Consider the following 17573-nt stretch of genomic DNA (forward strand, 5'->3'; position numbering starts at 1 on the left):
CCACGTCTTCTCGTAGAAGACCCTCCGGAGCCCCTGCTCCGTCACGCGGTGCGCCGCGGGGCGAGGGGCGGACCGCGACGTCGTCGAGCAGCATGCCGTTCCGCTCACGCACCAGCACGAGGAAGCCGATGACCGCTCCGTCGACGTCGACGACCCATGCCTCGGAGTCGGTCACCGCCCCGTGGTCCGCGTCCATCGGAGCAGACCGCCGGCCGTCCATGCGATGGCGGCCATCAGCGGTGCGTCCTCCGGCTGCGCCCGCCTCGCCGCCATCACCAGAGGTCTGTGCGGACCGTCGGCACCCGAGCGTCAGTGCGCCATGTCCACGAACCGCGAGTAGTGACCCTGGAAGGCCACGGTGATGTCGCGGGTCGGGCCGTTGCGGTGCTTGGCGACGATGAGGTCGGCCTCACCGGGGCGGGTCGACTCCTTCTCGTAGACGTCGTCGCGGTGCAGCAGGATCACCATGTCGGCGTCCTGCTCGATCGATCCCGACTCACGCAGGTCGCTCATCATCGGGCGCTTGTCGCCACGCTGCTCGGGACCACGGTTGAGCTGGGAGAGCGCGATGATCGGGATCTCGAGCTCCTTGGCCAGCAGCTTGATCTGACGGGAGAACTCCGAGACCTCGAGCTGACGGGACTCGACCTTCTTGCCCGAGCTCATCAGCTGGAGGTAGTCGATGACCATCAGCTTGAGGTCGTGACGCTGCTTGAGGCGCCGGGCCTTCGCGCGGATCTCCATCATCGTCATGTTGGGGGAGTCGTCGATGAACATCGGCGCCCCGGAGACCTCGCCCATCTTGCGGGCCAGCTTGTTCCAGTCGTCGTCGCCCATCTGGCCGTTGCGGATGTGGTTCAGCGGCACCTTCGCCTCTGCCGACAGCAGACGCATCGTGATCTCCGAGCGCGTCATCTCCAGGGAGAAGAAGGCGCTGGTGAGGTTGTTGGCGATCGAGGCCGCGCGGCAGAAGTCGAGGGCCAGGGTCGACTTACCCATGGCCGGACGAGCTGCGACGATGATCATCTGGCCGGAGTGGAGGCCGTTGGTGAGGTCGTCGAGGTCGCTGAACCCGGTGGGCACGCCGTAGAGGCCGGCCTCGCGGTTGCCGATGGCCTCGATCTCGTCGAGGACGCCGTCCATGATCGCGCTCAGTGGGACGTAGTCCTCGGTGGAGCGCTTGTCGGCGAGCTTGAAGACCTCGGCCTGCGCGGTGTCGACGATGTCGTCGACCTCGCCCTCGCCGGCGTAGCCCATCTGCACGATCTTGGTGCCGGCGTCGACGAGGCGCCGCAGCACCGACTTCTCGTGCACGATCTGGGCGTAGTAGGCGGCGTTCGCGGCGATCGGGACGTTGGCCGAGAGCGTGTGCAGGTAGGGGGCGCCGCCGATGCGCTGGAGCTCGCCGCGCCGCTGCAGCTCGGCGGCGACGGTGATCATGTCGACCGGCTCGCTGCGGCCGTAGAGCTCGACGATGACGTCGTGGATGGTCTCGTGCGCGGGGCGGTAGTAGTCGGTGCCGCGGATGACCTCGACGGCCTCGGCGATGGCGTCCTTGGAGAGCATCATCGAGCCGAGCACCGACTGCTCGGCGGCCATGTCCTGCGGCGGGGTGCGGTCGTTCGGACGCGAGGGCGCCTCGCCCGGCTCGTACGCGGCGGGGCCGTCGCCCCACTCCTCGAACGCCGGTGCGTCCTGCTCCGCGATGCTCACGCGACTCCCCTCTCCGGCGCTCTCGCCACCGCCCGATAGCCCGCGGGGGCCGGCCGAGGTCGGCCGGACCCGCTCGTCCACGACGCTAGATCCCGGCACCGACAGAGTCCGGGAGGAACGAGGTCGGGCGCGCACGCCGCGGGAGACGCTAGGCGTCCGCGCGACGAAGCGACAGCAGCCTGTCCACAGCCCCCTGTGGACAACCGGGGTGAGCCCGTGGAGGAGCGGTGGACTCGTGTGCACAGCCTGGGGAGAACCATGTGGACAGACGGGGCGGTCTTGTCCACATCAGGCCTCTGACCTGCGACGACGTCGTCCTCACGGTGTGCACACAGATTCGTTGACGACTTGCTGGCGACGGTGACCGCGACACGCCGAGGGCTCGGGGAGGTTTGTCGACAAAGCACCGGGTGAGCGCTTTGTGCACAAGTCTGTGCCAGTTATCCACCGCTGCGCGCCATAGTCCCAACGGATCATCCGGATGCGCCTCACGGGCCATCCCGGCCGGGCCGTTGGTCCCGGACCACGGCGCCCTAGGGTGCCACCATGACCGCCAGCGCTCCCACCGGACGGGCGCTGGACCGCGAGATCCTCCGGCTCTCGCTGCCGGCGCTGGCCACCCTCGTCGCCGAGCCGCTGTTCCTGCTCGGCGACGCCGCCGTGGTCGGCCACCTCGGCACCGTCGAGCTCGCCGCCCTGGGGCTGGCCGGGGCGGTCGTGCAGACCGTCGTCGGCCTGTGCGTCTTCCTCGCCTACGGCACCACCGCCCGGGTCTCGCGGCTGCTCGGCGCGGGGGAGCGCGACACCGCCCTGGCCCAGGGCGTCGACGGCCTGTGGCTCGCGGCCCTCATCGGCGCGCTCACCACCGTCCCCACCCTGCTGCTGGCCCGCCCGCTGGTCGGGCTCTTCGGCGGCGGCCCCGAGGTCACCGACGCCGCCACCTCCTACCTGCGCATCGCCGGCCTCGGCATCGCCCCGCTGCTGCTGATGCTCGCCAGCACCGGGGTGCTGCGTGGACTCCTCGACACCCGCACGCCGCTGGTGGTCGCCGTCGTCGGCAACCTGGCCAACCTCGTGCTCAACGTCGTCCTCGTCTACCCCGCCGGACTCGGCCTGGCCGGCTCCGCGCTCGGCTCCCTGCTCGCCCAGGTCGGCAGCGCGGCGGCGCTGACGGCGGTGGTGGTGCGTGGCGCCCGCCGCGAGGGCGTCGACCTGCGTCCCCGCGGCGGCGGCATCCTCGAGGCCGCCCGCACCGGCGTGCCCCTCGTCGTGCGCACCCTCACCCTCCGCGCGGCGCTGCTGACGACGACGGCGGCCGTCGCCCTGGGCTCCACCGCCGGACGCCCCCGCGAGGTCGACCTCGACACCCACCAGCTCGCCACGACGCTGTGGACCTTCCTCGCCTTCACCCTCGACGCCCTCGCGATCGCCGCGCAGGCCCTCACCGGACGCGCCCTGGGGGCCGGGGACGCCGACGCCGCCCGCGCCACCACCCGCCGCCTCACCACCTGGGCGCTGGGCGTCGGCGTGCTCACCGGCCTCGCGCTGGCCGCCGCCAGCCCGGTCCTCGGGCTCGCCTTCACCGGCGACGACGCCGTGCGCGACCGACTCGTCGGCGTCCTGGTGATCGCGGCGCTCGCCCAGCCGCTGGCCGCCTACGTGTTCCTGCTCGACGGCGTGCTGATCGGCGCGGGCGACGGGCCCTACCTCGCCCGCGCCGGCGTCGTGGTGCTGGCCGCGTACGCCCCCGCGGTGCTGGTGGCGGCGCACCTGGGCGGACTGCTGTGGGTGTGGGTGGCCTTCGGAGCGGTGTTCATGGGCGGGCGGGCGGTCGTCCTGGGCCGCCGGGCACGCAGCGGACGCTGGCTCGTGCTCGGTGCGCTCTAGGATCCGCGGGTGCGTCCTCTGCTGCTGCTCGCGATCGGCCTGGTGCTGATCTGGCTGCGGCTGGCCACCCCCGGCGGGCTCGACCTCGCGCCCGACCCGCTCGGCTGGATCCTGGTGATCCTCGGACTGAGCCGCCTGCCCGGCCCGCGGCTGCCGCTCGCCCGCGGCCTGGCCGTGCTCGCCCTGCTGGTCTCCCTGCCCCTCGCCGTGCCGGCGCTGGCCCAGCGCCTCTCCGACGCCGACCCGTCCCTGGGCTGGGCGGTGAGCCTGCCCCAGCTGGCCGCGATCGCGGCGCTCCTCACCCACCTGGCCGCGCTCGCGACCGCGGGCGAGGACCCGGCCGCCGCGGGCTGGCTCGTCGCGACGCGCACCGGCGTCGGCGTCATGGCGGTGCTCCCGATCCTCGCCTTCGGCGCGGGCTCCGACCTCGCCGGGAACGCCGCGGCGCTCGTCCAGCTGGTCGTGACGCTGGTCTCCCTCGCGCTCGTCCTGATCTACGCCGAGCGGCCCTGGGCCCGCGGACTCTCCGATTCGGCTCCGGACGACGTCACGGGTGCTTAACCTGAGGCGGTCCGCCGACGTCGTCGACCTTCCCGCCCCAAGGACCTCCCCCATGATCACCTCTCGTCTCGGTGCCCTCGCGCGCCTGGCCGCGCTCGGCCTGGTGGCCGGCGCCCTCCCGCTCCTCGCGACCGCCCCGGCCGCCGACGCCGCGGACGGCGCTCCCGCCGCGGCCGCCGTCTGCCTCACCGAGCAGGGCACCGGCGGCGTCCTGGGCTTCGGCCAGCGCCGCTGCGACGACGTCACCCCGCCGGAGACCACCGTCACCGCCACCGAGCCGGTCGGCAGCGCCCCGAACACCGCGGCCGCGCGGTTCACCTTCACCGGCTCCTACACCGACGCCGACCGAGGCGCGATCACCTTCCAGTGCCGGTTCGCGAAGTCCACCGCGACCCCGCCCGCCTGGAGCGCCTGCACCAGCCCCGCCACCTTCACCGGCCTCGACCCCTCGACGAGCTACTCCTTCGCCGTGCGCGCGATCGACGGCCCCGACAACGCCATCGACGCCACCACCTCGCCCGGCCCCGGCGGCACCGGCGCGGCCACCGACACCCCGGACGTCGACCAGAGCCCGGCCACCGTCACCTTCACCACCGGCTCCTCGACGCCGTCGGGCGGCTGCCTCACCGAGGCGCCCCAGGGCGGTCTCACCGGCGGCGTCGGCCAGCGCCGCTGCGACGACGTCACCCCGCCGCAGTCGGTCATCCAGACCGCCACCCCGGCCATCCGCGGCGGCTTCGTCAGCTCCACCGACGTCAAGATCCCCTTCGTCGGCACCTACGCCGACGCCGACACCGGCGCCCTGGCCTACGAGTGCCAGGTCTACACCGGCAGCACCGCTCCGACGTCGTGGACCGCCTGCCAGAGCCCGGCGAGCTTCACCGGCCTCCAGGACGGCGGGACCTACACCTTCCGCGTGCGGGCCATCGACGACACCGACGCCAAGATCGACGCGACCTCCTCGCCGGGCACCGGCGGCGCCGGGGCGTCCAGCGACAGGCCCGACGTCGACCAGACCCCCGCCGCGGTCACCTTCACGGTCGACACCACGCCCGACACCACGCCGCCGAACGTCGCGGTCGACGGCCTCCCGGCGGACTACTACAACCCGACCTGGCCGATGGTCGCCAGCGACAGCCCGACCTTCACGATCAAGACCTCGGAGTCCGACGTCACCCTCGCGTGCACCATCAACGGACGCCGCTACGCCTGCAAGCCCGGCCGCACGACCTTCCGCAGCCTGCCCGCCGGCGACGCGACCCTGAAGATCACGGCCACCGACGCGGCCGGCAACGTCGACCCGACGCCGTTCACCACCCGCTTCTCGGTGCCCAAGGACCTCGCCGCCAGCACCAAGGCCGGCTGGAGCACCGTCAAGGCCTCCGGCTTCGTCGGCGGCGACTACCTGAAGACCACCAAGAAGGGCGCCCGCGTCTCGACCCGCGTCACCAGCTTCCGCGAGCTGCGCGTCATCGCCCCGGTCGGGCCGGGCTACGGCTCGATGGTCGTCAGCCTCTCCAACGGAGAGCGCTACCTGCTCGACCTCAACCTGCCCCAGCGCGACAAGCACGCCGTGTTCGTCCTGCGCGACCGGCGGGCGAAGAAGACCGGCGGGACGATCACCATCACCAGCCAGAGCTCCCGCACCCTGCTGCTCGACGCGATCCTGGCGCACTGAGCGCCTCCTCCGAGCAGCACGAAGGCCCGGCCCCCGCGAGGGGACCGGGCCTTCGTGTGTGGTGCTGTGCTGCTGGGGTGCGTCAGCCCTTGACGACGTTGAGGGCCACCGTGGCGGACACCTCGTCGTGCAGGCGGACGGTGACCTCGTGGGCACCCAGCGCCTTGATCGGGTTCTTGACCGCGATCGTGCGCTTGTCGACCTGCTCGCCGGAGGCCTCGGAGAGGGCACCGGCGATCTCGGCGACGGTGACGGCGCCGAAGAGGCGACCGCCCTCGCCGGCCCGGACCTTGACGTTGACCGACGCCGACTCGAGCTTGGCCTTGACCTCGCCCGCGTGGTCGAGGTCGCGCACCGCGCGAGCGGAGCGAGCGGCCTTGATCGACTCGACGGTCTTCTCGCCGCCACGGGTCCAGCGGATGCCGAGACCACGGGGGACGAGGTAGTTGCGGCCGTAGCCGTCCTTCACCTCGACGACGTCGCCGGGGCCACCGAGACCGGTGACCTCCTGGGTCAGGATGAGCTTCATCTCCTCGACTCCTCTCAGCGACCGGTGGACGTGTAGGGCAGCAGGGCGACCTCGCGCGCGTTCTTCACGGCGGTGGCGACGTCGCGCTGGTGCTGGACGCAGTTGCCGGTCACCCGACGAGCGCGGATCTTGCCGCGGTCGGAGATGAACTTGCGGAGCAGGCCGGTGTCCTTGTAGTCGACGCCGGTCGCCTTCTCCTTGCAGAACTGGCAAACCTTCTTCTTCGGCTTGCGCATCACTGCCTTGGCCATTGTGGTGCTTCCTTTCTAGAAGCCCGTCCCGGACTGGCTACCGGGTCGGAATGGTTGAGGGTGTGCGTGGATCAGCACGCGTGGGACGGGCCCACGACTCAGAACGGGGGCTCCTCGGTGGCGCCCGGAGCGGCCCACGGATCGTTGCCGGCCGCGGGACGCTGCTGGCCGTAGCCGCCGCCTCCCTGACCGCCACCCTGGCCGCCCTGGCCACCGCCCTGGGGCGGGGCCGAGGCCCACGGGTCGTCGCCGGAGGGAGCCTGCTGGCCCCCGCCGCCGCCGGAGTAGCCGCCCCCGCCGCCGCCGGAGCGGCTGGCGCGGGTCACCTTGGCGGTGGCGTACTTCAGCGACGGACCGACCTCCTCGACCTCGATCTCGAAGACGGTGCGCTTCTCGCCCTCGCGGGTCTCGTACTGCCGGGACTTCAGGCGACCCTGCACGACGACGCGCATGCCGCGCTGCAGGGACTCGGCGACGTTCTCCGCGGCCTGCCGCCAGACCGAGCAGGAGAGGTACATGGAGTCCCCGTCCTTCCACTCGTTGGTCTGCCGGTCGAAGGTGCGCGGCGTCGACGCGATCCGGAAGTTGGCCACGGCCGCCCCCGAGGGGGTGAAGCGCAGCTCCGGGTCGTCGACGAGGTTGCCGACCACCGTGATGACGGTCTCGCCTGCCATGAGGTCTCCCTAGTGCTGGTCTGGTGCTGATCCTGGTGCGGGTGCGTCCGGATGTGGGGCCATCGTGACCGAGGGCGCCGACAGCCGGACAGGGGTCGTCCACAGACGACGTCGTGAGCGGGGGCTCGAGGAGCCCCCGATGCTCAGCGAGCGCCGGGGCGGATGACCTTGGTGCGCAGGATGGACTCGTTCAGCGTGAGCTGACGGTCGAGCTCCTTGACCGTGGCAGGCTCCGACGTCAGAGAGATGACGGCGTAGATGCCCTCGGCGTTCTTCTTGATCTCGTACGCCAGGCGCCGGCGGCCCCAGACGTCGACGGACTCCACGGAGCCGCCGTCCTTGGTCACGACGCCGAGGTACTTCTCGAGCGAGGGCGCGATGCTGCGCTCTTCGAGACTGGGGTCGAGGATGACCATCACTTCATATGCACGCAAAGCGGTCTCCACCTCCTCTGGACTAGAGCGGCCACGGTCTCTCCGTGGCAGGAGGGCTTGCGTCCTCCGCCGGCGACGAGCCGGACGGAGCAGTCCCCGCCCGGAGCACCCGTTCGGAGGGGTCACGCGCGAGGACACGCGAGGTTAGCAGTCGGCGCGGGCCCGGGTCGAAACCGCGAGGCGCTCCTGGCAGGGCCGCCGGGCGCCTGTGGACAGCGGTGCTGGGCCGCACCGACGCGGGGAAGGAGATCCGCGTGCCCCTGCGCCTCGACGACCCCGCCCGTGTCCGCCTCGGCCGCGTGCTCGGACGCGGCGCCGCCGGCTCGGTGCACCTGGCGTGGGACCGCCTGGAGCGACGCGAGGTCGCCGCGAAGGTGCTCCCGCACCCGGACGCCGCCACGCTCGCCTCCGCGCTGCGCGAGCACGGCCTGCGGCACCTGGCCGGGCCGCACGTCCTCGTGCCGGACGCCTGGCTGGCCGACGCCGAGCGCGTGGTCCTGCTGATGCCGCTGGCGCGCGGCGGCAGCCTGGCCCGTCTGCTCGGGGAGCACGGGCGGGTGCCGCCGGCGACGACGGCCGCGCTCGTCGACGACCTGCTCGCGGGGCTGGCGCGGATCCACGCGGCCGGCCTGGTCCACCGCGACGTCGGCCCGGCGAACCTGCTGCTCGACCCTCCGACCGTCCCGGGCGGGCGGCCCCGGGCACGGCTGGGCGACCTCGGCCTCGCCGTCCCGGTCGGCCACCGCGACCCCCACCCCGGACGCGGCGGGCGCCCGGGCGTCGGCACGCCGGGCTGGTGCGCCCCCGAGGCGCTGAGCGGGGCGCCGGCGTCCCCGGCGCAGGACCTCTGGGCGGCCGGCCGCCTCCTGACGCTGCTCGCGGACGACGACGCCGGCCTCGCGGAGATCGGACGCCTCCTCGCCGCCGACGACCCCTCCTGGCGCCCGACGATGGACGAGGCCCGGACGCTGCTGGCGGGGGTGGCGGCGGTGGCGGCGGACGGAGCCCATGCCGTCGTCCCCGACCGCGTCAGCGCCCTGGGGGCGGCCCGGGCCGGCCGGGGCCGTCGGTGGTCCTCCGTAGGCTGAGCGCCATGTCCGGATCCTCCGTCGCCCTCGGCGCCCACGTCGACCAGACCGACCCCATCGCGGAGGCGCAGGCGCGCGGCGCCGCGCACGTGCAGATGTTCCTCGGCGACCCCCAGTCCTACAAGGGTCCGGTCGTGGCCTACGAGGGCGGCGCGGCCGCCCTGCGCGCGGCGGCCGAGGAGGCCGGCGTCGGGCTCTACGTCCACGCGCCGTACATCGTCAACGTCGCCACCACGAACAACCGCATCCGCATCCCCAGCCGCAAGCTGCTCCAGCAGCACATGGACGCCGCGGCCGAGATCGGCGCGCTCGGCCTGATCGTCCACGGCGGCCACGTCAACAAGGACGACGACCCCGAGAAGGGCTTCGACAACTGGCGCAAGGCCGTCGAGGCCACCGACCTCAAGGTCCCGCTGCTCATCGAGAACACCGCCGGCGGCGACAACGCGATGGTCCGCCGCCTCGACCGCCTCGCCCGGGTCTGGGATGCCGTCTCCGGCGCCGAGGGCTTCGAGCAGGTCGGCTTCTGCCTCGACACCTGCCACGCCCACGCCGGCGGCAACCGGCTCGACACCGTCGTCGAGGACGTCCTGGCCATCACCGGGCGCATCGACCTCGTGCACTGCAACGACAGCCGCGACGCCTTCGACTCCGGCGCCGACCGCCACGCCTCGTTCGGCGCCGGCGAGATCGGCGACGTGCTGGCCGACGTCGTCCGCTCCGCGAAGGCGCCCGTCGTCTGCGAGACGCCCGGCGGCGCGGCCGAGCACCTGGCCGACTTCGCCTGGCTGCGCGAGCGGCTCTGAGCCGGTGCGCCCCGGGCGTGCGGGAGCGGCCGACCCCGGCCGGTAGCCTCAGGCCCGTGCTGAGCGTCCGCGAGATCACCCCCGAGGACCACCTCGCCCACCTCGCCACCCGGCGGTCGGCGAGCTTCCTGCAGACCCCGGCCTGGGGACAGGTCAAGGCCGAATGGGAGCACCAGTCGCTGGGCTGGTTCGACGGCGACCTGCTGGTCGGCACCGCGCTGGTGCTCTACCGCCAGCTGCCGAGGGTCTCCCGCTACCTCGCCTACCTGCCCGAGGGCCCCGACATCGACTGGGCGGTCGACGACCTCGCGCCGTGGCTGACGCCGCTGGCCGCGCACCTCAGGGGCCGCGGCGCCTTCGCGATCCGCATGGGCCCGCCCGCGGTGGTGCGCACCTGGAGCGCCGCGCAGATCAAGGAGGGCATCGCCGACCCCGCGGTGCACCGCCTCGGCGACCTCCCGCCGTCCGAGCGCGACCACGTCGGCGCGCGCGTCGTCTCCCAGCTGCGCGAGCTCGGCTGGCGCCCGCAGGCCGCCGAGGGCGGCTTCAGCGCCGGCCAGCCGCAGTACGTCTTCTGGATCCCGCTGCGCCACCCCGACGGCGCGCAGCGCACCGAGGCCGAGGTGCTGGCGGGCATGAACCAGCTGTGGCGTCGCAACATCAAGAAGGCCGAGAAGGCCGGCGTCGAGGTCCGCACGGCCACCCCCGAGACCCTCGACGCCGATCTCGCCGCCTTCCACGCCCTCTACGTGCACACCGCGGAGCGCGACCACTTCACGCCGCGCCCGCTGCCCTACTTCCGCACGATGGCCGCCGCGCTGGGCGCCGAGGACCCCGACCGCTTCCGCGTGCACCTGGCCCACCACGAGGGCGACCTCGTGGCGGCCACGATCGCCATCCGCGTCGGCACCCACGCCTGGTACTCCTACGGCGCCTCGTCGACGGAGAAGCGCGACGTGCGCGGCTCCAACGCCGTGCAGTGGGCGATGATCCGCGAGGCGCTGGCCGCCGGCTGCGACGTCTACGACCTGCGCGGCATCACCGACACCCTCGACGCCGACGACCCCCACGTCGGCCTGATCCAGTTCAAGGTCGGCACCGGCGGCGAGGCCGCCGAGTACGTCGGCGAGTGGGATCTCCCGTTGAACAAGGTCCTCTACAAGGCCTTCGAGCTCTACCTGCGGAGGCGGTCGTGAGCCTGACCCTGCACGTCGACGGCGACCGCTGGCGCGCCCACCTGCGCGGCGTCGCCGAGCGCCACCCCGGCCTGGTGCCGGTCGTCAAGGGCAACGGCTACGGCTTCGGCGTGGCCCGGCTGGCGCGCAAGTCCGCCTGGCTCGGCGTCGACACCCTCGCCGTGGGCACCTACCCCGAGGTCGCGGAGGTCGCCGACCGCTTCGACGGCAGCATCGTCGTGCTGACGCCGTGGCGCCCCTTCGGCCCGGCCCTCGAGGTCACCGCCGACGACGCCCTGGCCCGCCGCGTCATCCACACCGTCAGCCGCGGGGCCGACCTCGCCGACCTCCTCGGCCGACGTCCCGACGCCCGGTTCGTCCTCGAGCGGCTCACCAGCATGGTCCGTCACGGCCTGGCCGCCCGCGAGCTGTGGGCGACGGCCCGCACCCTCCAGGAGCACCCGGGCGCGCGGCTCGAGGGCGTCGCGATGCACCTGCCGCTGGCGCAGGGCTCGCACCTCTCCCAGATGCAGCGGCTGATGACCGACGTCGTGGGCGCCGAGCTGCCCGACGGCCCGGGCGCGCGCACCGTGTGGGTCAGCCACCTCACCGACGCCGAGCTGGAGTCCCTGCGCGGCGCCTACCCCGACTTCACCCTGCGTCCGCGCATCGGCACCGGGCTGTGGCTCGGCGATCGCGGCGCCCTGCAGGTCAGCGCCACCGTCCTCGACGTCCATCCCGTCGAGCGCGGCGACGCCTTCGGCTACCGCGGTCGCACGGCCCCGAAGGCCGGGCACCTGCTGATCGTCTCCGGCGGCACCGCCCACGGCATCGGCCTGGAGGCGCCCACCGGCGACCTCGGCCTCAAGGGCCGGGCCGGCACCCTGGCCCGCGGCGGCCTCGACGCCCTCGGCTTCGTGCGCTCGCCGTTCTCCATCGACGGCAAGCAGCGCCTGTTCGCCGAGCCGCCGCACATGCAGGCCTCGATGCTGTTCCTGCCGGCGGGCAGCCGGGTTCCGGCGGTCGGCGAGGACGTCGACGTCCGGGTCCGCTACACCGCGACGGCCTTCGACTACGTCGTCGTCAGCTGAGGCCGCGGCGCCCGTGAGCGCGGCGGCGGCCCGACGGGGTCCGGCCGCGCCGTGAGGACGTCCCGGGCGACGAGCACGACGAGGTAGATCTCGCCGGCCATCCGCACGAGGATCGCCAGCTGGTAGAAGCCGGCGTCCCCGCCGCCCGCGGGCGCGAGGTCGCCGGCGAGGTACCACCAGACGGCGGCGAAGTAGAGCAGCTCGGTGGCCTGCCAGATGATCTGGTCGCGCCATCGCGGCCGGGCCAGCACGGCGAGCGGCAGCAGCCACAGGACGTACTGCGGCGAGTAGACCTTGTTGATCAGCAGGAACCCGGCGACGACGAGGAACCCCAGCTGGGCCAGGGTCGGCGTGCGCCGCGCCCGCCACCCGATCGCCGCGACCCCCAGGCACCAGACGGCGAAGAAGAGCCAGGAGACGACGTTGACGGTGTGCGCGGTGATGCCGCCGCGGTCGAGCGTCTGCTGCGCGACCAGCCAGATCGAGCCGAGGTCGGGGCCGCGCTCGGAGTTGAAGGACCAGAACACCTTCCACTCCGCTGGCCCGGTGAGGTAGCCGGGGGCGTTGGCCACCAGCCAGGCCGCGGCGGCCGCGGCGCTGGAGAGCGCGAGGTCGCGCCAGCGGCGCTCCCGCACGGCGATGACGAGCACGCCCCCGAGCAGGAAGAGCGGGTAGAGCTTCGTGGCGGTGCCGAGCCCGATGAGGACGCCGGTGGCCACCGGCCGTCCGCGCGACCAGGTCCACAGCGCGGCGGCCACGAGCACGACCGCCAGGAGGTCCCAGTTGATCACCGCGGTGAGCGCCAGCGCGGGGGAGACCGCGAACCAGGTGGCGTTCCACGGACGCCGCGGGTCGACGCCGGCCAGCAGCCAGACCGCCAGCAGCGTCAGCACCGCGAAGCCGACGGCGTTGACCGCGACGAAGAGGTCGGTCTCGTGCTCGACGGCGGCGTCGCCGAAGAGCTGGTCGGGCGCGAGGTCGGCGCGGGCGGCGAGGTCGGCGCCCCCGGCGAGCACCTGCGCGACGACGGTCGTCCCGTAGGCCCAGTAGGAGATGCCGACGGGGTACTCCATGACCTGCGGGTAGCGCGCCCGCAGGACGGGGTCCTCGGAGTAGGGCCACGCGCGCTCGGCGAAGCCGCGGCCGGAGTAGAGGTAGGGCAGGTCGGAGTAGCACATGTGGGTGTAGCGGGTCTCGCCGTTGGCCCACGACTGCGTCGCGCAGCTGGTCTTCTGCACCATGCCGAGGGCGAACACCACCGCGGCGAGCGCGAGCAGCACCCGCACGGGCGTCCACCAGCGATGACGGCGGGCGCGGGTGCCGAGCGGGCCGCCGACGCCCTCGCTCACGGCGCGGGCGATCGGGTCCTCCCGGGTCGGGCCCGGGAGGGGAGCGGGTTCGCCTCCGCTCAGACCCACCACCACGGCTCCACCGACCAGTAGGCGTAGGTGGCCGGGCTGACCGGCTCGGCCGGCGCCGCCGGGGCGTAGGCCACGGTCGAGGCCCGACCACGCTGCCCGGGCGGGTCCTGGGGACGCTGCGGGGTCGGGGTCGGCGAGGGTTCGGTCGGGCAGCTCACCAGGCCGCACCCGGTGGGAGTCGGCGTCGGGGTCGGGGTGGGGGTGGGGGTGGGGGTCGGCGTGGGCTGCTGGCTCGGGGTCGGCGTCGGGGTGCCGCTCGGCGCGGTCGGCGACTCGCTGGGCGAGGCGCTCGCGGAGGCCGACGGCTGGCGGGTCGGCACCGGCGCGTGGCCCGAGCTCGGCGCCTTGCCGTCGACGTAGGCCGGCTGCGGGAACTGCTCGACCGGCTGGCCCTCGAGGTCCAGGCCCATGATCGCGGCCCAGGTGCGGGTCGGGAAGTCGGCGCCGAAGTAGGAGGGCAGGTAGCGCGTGCCGTCCTTGTTGAAGTCGATGGGGTCGTAGCCGTCGCCGCGGGCGTACATGACCGCCGTGGCCAGCTGCGGGGTGTAGCCGACGAACCACGACGACACGACGTTGCCGTCGTCGTTGGTGGCCGTGCCGGTCTTGCCGGCCGCCGGCCGGTTGATCGCCTGCGCCGCGCCGCCGGTGCCGCCCTTGACGGTCTGCTGCAGCGTGTAGGAGACGTCGGCGGCGATGTCCTTGCTCATGGCGCGCGTGGCGTCGTTCTTGAAGGTGTAGTCGTCGCCGTCGGGGCTGACGACCTTGTCGATGACGTGCACCTGCGAGCGCACGCCCTCGTTGGCGATGGTCGCGTAGGCGTTGGCCATGTTGATCGGGCTGACGCGGGCGGTGCCGAGCGTGACGCGGGTCTGGTCGGTGAGGTCGCCGGAGGTGTTCGGCAGGCCGGGGAACCGGGCGCTGGGCTGGTTCGGCGGGACGCCCATCCGATAGGCCATGTCGACGATCTTGCGAGGGCCGTCCTTCATCGACATCGTCATGTCGATGAAGGCGGTGTTGATCGACTGCTGCATGGCGTAGATGCCGTTGACGGACGCGCCGTAGTCCTGGCCGAGCCCGGCGCCCTCGTTGACGACGCGGCTGCCGTCGGGGAAGTAGTAGGGCGAGTTGCCGTCGAAGGTGTCCTTGATGGAGAAGCCGTCCTTGACCGCCGCGGCCATCGCGAACGGCTTGAAGGTCGAGCCCACCGACGCACCGCGCAGCGCCCAGTTGATCTGCGACTTCAGGTAGTCCTGGCCGGCGTAGAAGCCCTTGAGGTCGCCGGTGCCCGGCTCGACGCTCGCGGCGGCGACGTGGAGGTCCTTGTCGGAGAGGCCGTCGGGACGCTCCTGCTTGATGCCCTGCTCGGCGGCGCGCATGCCGGTCTTGGTGAGGGTGGTGGTGACCTTGAGGCCGCCGCCCTCGATCTGGTCCTCGCTGTAGCCCAGGCGCAGCAGCTCGCTCTTCACCAGCGCGAGGATGTGGCCCCGCTGGCCGCCGTTGGCGCTCTGCACCTTCACCTTCGGGAAGGTCGGCAGGCGGTTCTCGGCGGTCTGGGCGGTCTGCGGGGCGATCATCTTCAGCTTGCCCATGCTGCTGAGGACGTAGCGGTAGCGGCCCAGCAGCGCCTCGCGGTTGGCGTCGCCGTTCGCGGGGTCGAACTGGGTGGGGTTGTTGATGACCGAGGCGAGGACGGCCGACTCGCGCAGCGAGAGGTCCTTGGCGTCCTTGCCGAACCAGGTCTTGGCCGCGGCCTGGATGCCGTAGGCGCCGCGTCCGAAGTAGATGGTGTTGAGGTAGCCCTCGAGGATCTGGCTCTTGCTCTGCTGACGCTGCAGCTTCAGCGCGAGGACGGCCTCGCGCAGCTTGCGCGTGTAGGAGCGCTCCTGGGTGAGGTAGAGGATCTTCACGTACTGCTGGGTGATCGTGGAGCCGCCCTGCACGGCGTCGCCCTGGGCGTTGTTGAGCGCGGCGCGCAGGATGCCCTTCGGGTCGACGCCGGAGTCGGTGTAGAAGGTCTGGTTCTCGGCCGCGACCACGGCGTCCTTGACCGTCTGCGGCATCTCGGAGAAGGGGATCGACTCGCGGTTCTGCGCCCCGGCGAACCGACCGACCTCGCTCGTGCCGCCCTGGTAGTAGACGTAGGACGTCTGGATCTGGAAGTCCTTGTTGGGGTCGGGGATGTCGATGCTGCGGTAGGCGATGAAGAAGCCCACCGCGAGCAGCAGCAGACCGGCCAGCGTGGCGATCAGTCCCCACTTCACCAGGCGGAGGATCCGCGCCTTCCAGGTCCGGGGCTGACGGGGCGCCTTGGCGCCCTTCGTCTTCACGGACGGGCCGTCGGCCCTGCGCTTACCGCTCACGTCGTCAGGCCTCGCTGGTCGGGATCACGATCCACGACAGGGTACGGACACCCGGCGTCCACCCCAAAGCAGCCCGTCCGCGGTGGTCGGCGTCACGTCCCGTTCCGACACGATCCATCGGAAGTTTCCGTCTCGCGGATATATCGCTACGATATGTCGCATGGCACGTCGCGCGGAGACCATCGAGCTGGCAGTCCTCGGACTGCTGCACGAGGGACCCATGCACGGCTACGAGCTGCGCAAGCGGCTCAACCTCATGCTGGGGTGGGGGCGGGTGCTGTCCTACGGCTCGCTCTACCCCACGCTGAAGAAGATGCTCCGGAGCAACCTCATCGAGGAGAGCACCGGGCCGGCGACGACCAGCCGCCGACCCCGCATCGTCTACCAGGTCACCGACGCCGGACACCGTGAGTTCGAGCGACTCATGTCCGAGGTCGGCCCCGCCGCCTGGGAGGACGACACCTTCGACATCCGGTTCGCCTTCTTCTCCTCCACCGACATGGAGATCCGGCTGCGCGTCCTCGAGGGACGCCGCACCCGCCTCCAGGAGCGGCTGGAGCGGGTGCAGCAGCAGCTGGCCATCACCCAGAAGGAGGTCGATCGGTACGCCGCCGAGCTGCAGAGGCACGGCGTCGAGTCGGTCGAGCGCGAGGTCCGGTGGCTCTCCGACCTCATCAACGCAGAGCGCAACACCCCCCCGACCGCCCCCGGTGGCGGTCTCCCGAACGCCGGCCCCCGGGCCGAGCACCAGTGAGACAGGAAGGAAGCGACCCGATGGGTTCGGTTCGAGTAGCAATCGTGGGCGTCGGCAACTGTGCCACGTCGCTGATCCAGGGCGTCGAGTACTACAAGGACGCTGACCCGTCCGGCACCGTGCCCGGCCTCATGCACGTCGCCTTCGGCGAGTACCACGTCAAGGACGTCGAGTTCGTCGCCGCCTTCGACGTCGACGACAAGAAGGTGGGCAAGGACCTCTCCGAGGCCATCAACGCCTCCGAGAACAACACCATCAAGATCTGCGACGTCCCCACGCTCGGCGTGGAGGTCCAGCGCGGCCACACCCTCGACGGCCTGGGCAAGTACTACCGCCAGACCATCGAGGAGTCGGGGGCCGAGCCGGTCGACATCGTCTCGATCCTCAAGGACCGCCAGGTCGACGTCCTCGTCTCCTACCTCCCGGTGGGCTCCGAGGCGGCCGACAAGTTCTACGCCCAGTGCGCGATCGACGCCGGCGTGGCCTTCGTCAACGCCCTGCCCGTCTTCATCGCCTCCGACCCCGAGTGGGCCAAGAAGTTCGAGGACGCCGGCGTCCCGATCATCGGCGACGACATCAAGTCGCAGGTCGGCGCCACCATCACCCACCGCGTGATGGCGAAGCTCTTCGAGGACCGCGGCGTCGTGCTGGACCGCACCTACCAGCTCAACGTCGGCGGCAACATGGACTTCAAGAACATGCTCGAGCGCGAGCGCCTGGAGTCCAAGAAGATCTCCAAGACCCAGGCCGTCACGTCGAACCTCAACGGCCCGCTCTCCGGCCTGGTCAACGACAAGAACGTCCACATCGGCCCGTCCGACTACGTCGCGTGGCTCGACGACCGCAAGTGGGCCTACGTCCGCCTCGAGGGTCGCGCCTTCGGTGACGCCCCCCTCAACCTCGAGTACAAGCTCGAGGTCTGGGACTCCCCGAACTCCGCCGGCATCATCATCGACGCGATCCGCGCCGCGAAGATCGCCAAGGACCGCGGCGTCGGTGGCCCGATCATCTCCGCGTCGTCCTACCTGATGAAGTCCCCGCCGGTGCAGCTGCCCGACGACGAGGGCCGTCGCCGCGTCGAGGCGTTCATCAAGGGCGAGGAGTGACCGTCGGTCACTGACGCTCCCGCAGCATCGACGAGCCCCCGCCGG

16 protein-coding genes are annotated in these 17573 nt (G+C 72.4%); 9 read left to right on the forward strand and 7 right to left on the reverse strand.

Annotation, left to right across the window (positions count from 1 at the left end; all coding sequences use genetic code 11):
- Positions 1-309: 309 nt before the first annotated feature.
- Positions 310-1713, reverse strand: coding sequence for a replicative DNA helicase (dnaB, locus tag ACZDWJ_RS01035; RefSeq protein ID WP_463519052.1), 1404 nt, complete (start codon positions 1711-1713; stop codon positions 310-312).
- A 546-nt stretch (positions 1714-2259) separates the two neighbouring features.
- Here dnaB and ACZDWJ_RS01040 point away from each other — a divergent pair.
- From ACZDWJ_RS01040 to ACZDWJ_RS01050, 3 genes are read left to right on the forward strand one after another with little or no spacing between them, the layout of a single operon-like run.
- Positions 2260-3600: an MATE family efflux transporter gene (locus tag ACZDWJ_RS01040; protein WP_463519053.1), complete on the forward strand. Its 1341-nt coding sequence runs from the start codon at positions 2260-2262 to the stop codon at positions 3598-3600.
- A gap of 9 nt (positions 3601-3609) precedes the next feature.
- Positions 3610-4161, forward strand: coding sequence for a hypothetical protein (locus ACZDWJ_RS01045; RefSeq protein ID WP_463519054.1), 552 nt, complete (start codon positions 3610-3612; stop codon positions 4159-4161).
- Between the two features lie 52 nt (positions 4162-4213).
- Positions 4214-5839 carry a hypothetical protein gene (locus ACZDWJ_RS01050; RefSeq protein ID WP_463519055.1) on the forward strand — a complete coding sequence of 542 codons (1626 nt, stop codon included), beginning with the start codon at positions 4214-4216 and terminating at the stop codon, positions 5837-5839.
- A gap of 82 nt (positions 5840-5921) precedes the next feature.
- Here the strand turns inward: ACZDWJ_RS01050 and rplI are convergent, their stop codons facing one another.
- The 4 genes from rplI to rpsF form a co-directional block, all read right to left on the reverse strand.
- On the reverse strand, positions 5922-6368 hold the full coding sequence (gene rplI, locus ACZDWJ_RS01055) for a 50S ribosomal protein L9 (protein ID WP_463519056.1): 447 nt from the start codon (positions 6366-6368) through the stop codon (positions 5922-5924).
- Between the two features lie 14 nt (positions 6369-6382).
- Complete coding sequence (gene rpsR, locus ACZDWJ_RS01060) at positions 6383-6619, reverse strand: 30S ribosomal protein S18 (protein ID WP_224130477.1); 237 nt, start codon at positions 6617-6619, stop codon at positions 6383-6385.
- Between the two features lie 98 nt (positions 6620-6717).
- Positions 6718-7293 (reverse strand): single-stranded DNA-binding protein, encoded by a 576-nt coding sequence (locus ACZDWJ_RS01065; protein ID WP_463519057.1) that lies wholly within the window; start codon positions 7291-7293, stop codon positions 6718-6720.
- 143 nt (positions 7294-7436) lie between these two features.
- On the reverse strand, positions 7437-7727 hold the full coding sequence (gene rpsF, locus ACZDWJ_RS01070) for a 30S ribosomal protein S6 (RefSeq protein WP_463519058.1): 291 nt from the start codon (positions 7725-7727) through the stop codon (positions 7437-7439).
- A gap of 254 nt (positions 7728-7981) precedes the next feature.
- On the opposite strand from rpsF, the gene ACZDWJ_RS01075 reads away from it, so the two are divergent.
- Genes ACZDWJ_RS01075 through ACZDWJ_RS01090 form a run of 4 tightly spaced genes read left to right on the forward strand, consistent with a single transcriptional unit; the run spans position 7982 to position 11887 of the window.
- Positions 7982-8815, forward strand: a complete 834-nt coding sequence (locus ACZDWJ_RS01075) for a protein kinase domain-containing protein (RefSeq protein ID WP_463519059.1) — start codon at positions 7982-7984, stop codon at positions 8813-8815.
- Between the two features lie 5 nt (positions 8816-8820).
- Positions 8821-9621, forward strand: coding sequence for a deoxyribonuclease IV (locus ACZDWJ_RS01080; protein ID WP_463519060.1), 801 nt, complete (start codon positions 8821-8823; stop codon positions 9619-9621).
- Positions 9622-9680: 59 nt separating this feature from the next.
- Positions 9681-10817, forward strand: a complete 1137-nt coding sequence (locus ACZDWJ_RS01085) for a lipid II:glycine glycyltransferase FemX (RefSeq protein ID WP_463519167.1) — start codon at positions 9681-9683, stop codon at positions 10815-10817.
- Positions 10814-11887 carry an alanine racemase gene (locus ACZDWJ_RS01090; protein WP_463519061.1) on the forward strand — a complete coding sequence of 358 codons (1074 nt, stop codon included), beginning with the start codon at positions 10814-10816 and terminating at the stop codon, positions 11885-11887. The genes ACZDWJ_RS01085 and ACZDWJ_RS01090 overlap by 4 nt, the downstream gene beginning before the upstream one ends.
- Here ACZDWJ_RS01090 and ACZDWJ_RS01095 read toward each other — a convergent pair.
- Together ACZDWJ_RS01095 and ACZDWJ_RS01100 are read right to left on the reverse strand one after the other, a co-directional pair.
- Complete coding sequence (locus tag ACZDWJ_RS01095; protein ID WP_463519062.1) at positions 11869-13236, reverse strand: glycosyltransferase family 87 protein; 1368 nt, start codon at positions 13234-13236, stop codon at positions 11869-11871. The genes ACZDWJ_RS01090 and ACZDWJ_RS01095 overlap by 19 nt on opposite strands.
- A gap of 59 nt (positions 13237-13295) precedes the next feature.
- The gene (locus ACZDWJ_RS01100) at positions 13296-15569 is read right to left on the reverse strand and encodes a transglycosylase domain-containing protein (protein WP_463519063.1); all 2274 of its coding nucleotides are present in this window, start codon (positions 15567-15569) and stop codon (positions 13296-13298) included.
- Positions 15570-15828: 259 nt separating this feature from the next.
- Here ACZDWJ_RS01100 and ACZDWJ_RS01105 point away from each other — a divergent pair, with 259 nt between their 5' ends.
- Together ACZDWJ_RS01105 and ACZDWJ_RS01110 are read left to right on the forward strand one after the other, a co-directional pair.
- Entirely contained in the window at positions 15829-16422 is a 594-nt protein-coding gene (locus tag ACZDWJ_RS01105) for a PadR family transcriptional regulator (RefSeq protein WP_463519064.1), read from the forward strand.
- Positions 16423-16442: 20 nt separating this feature from the next.
- Positions 16443-17528 carry an inositol-3-phosphate synthase gene (locus ACZDWJ_RS01110; RefSeq protein ID WP_463519065.1) on the forward strand — a complete coding sequence of 362 codons (1086 nt, stop codon included), beginning with the start codon at positions 16443-16445 and terminating at the stop codon, positions 17526-17528.
- Positions 17529-17573: the final 45 nt, after the last annotated feature.

The organism is Nocardioides sp. B129/18 (assembly GCF_055282735.1).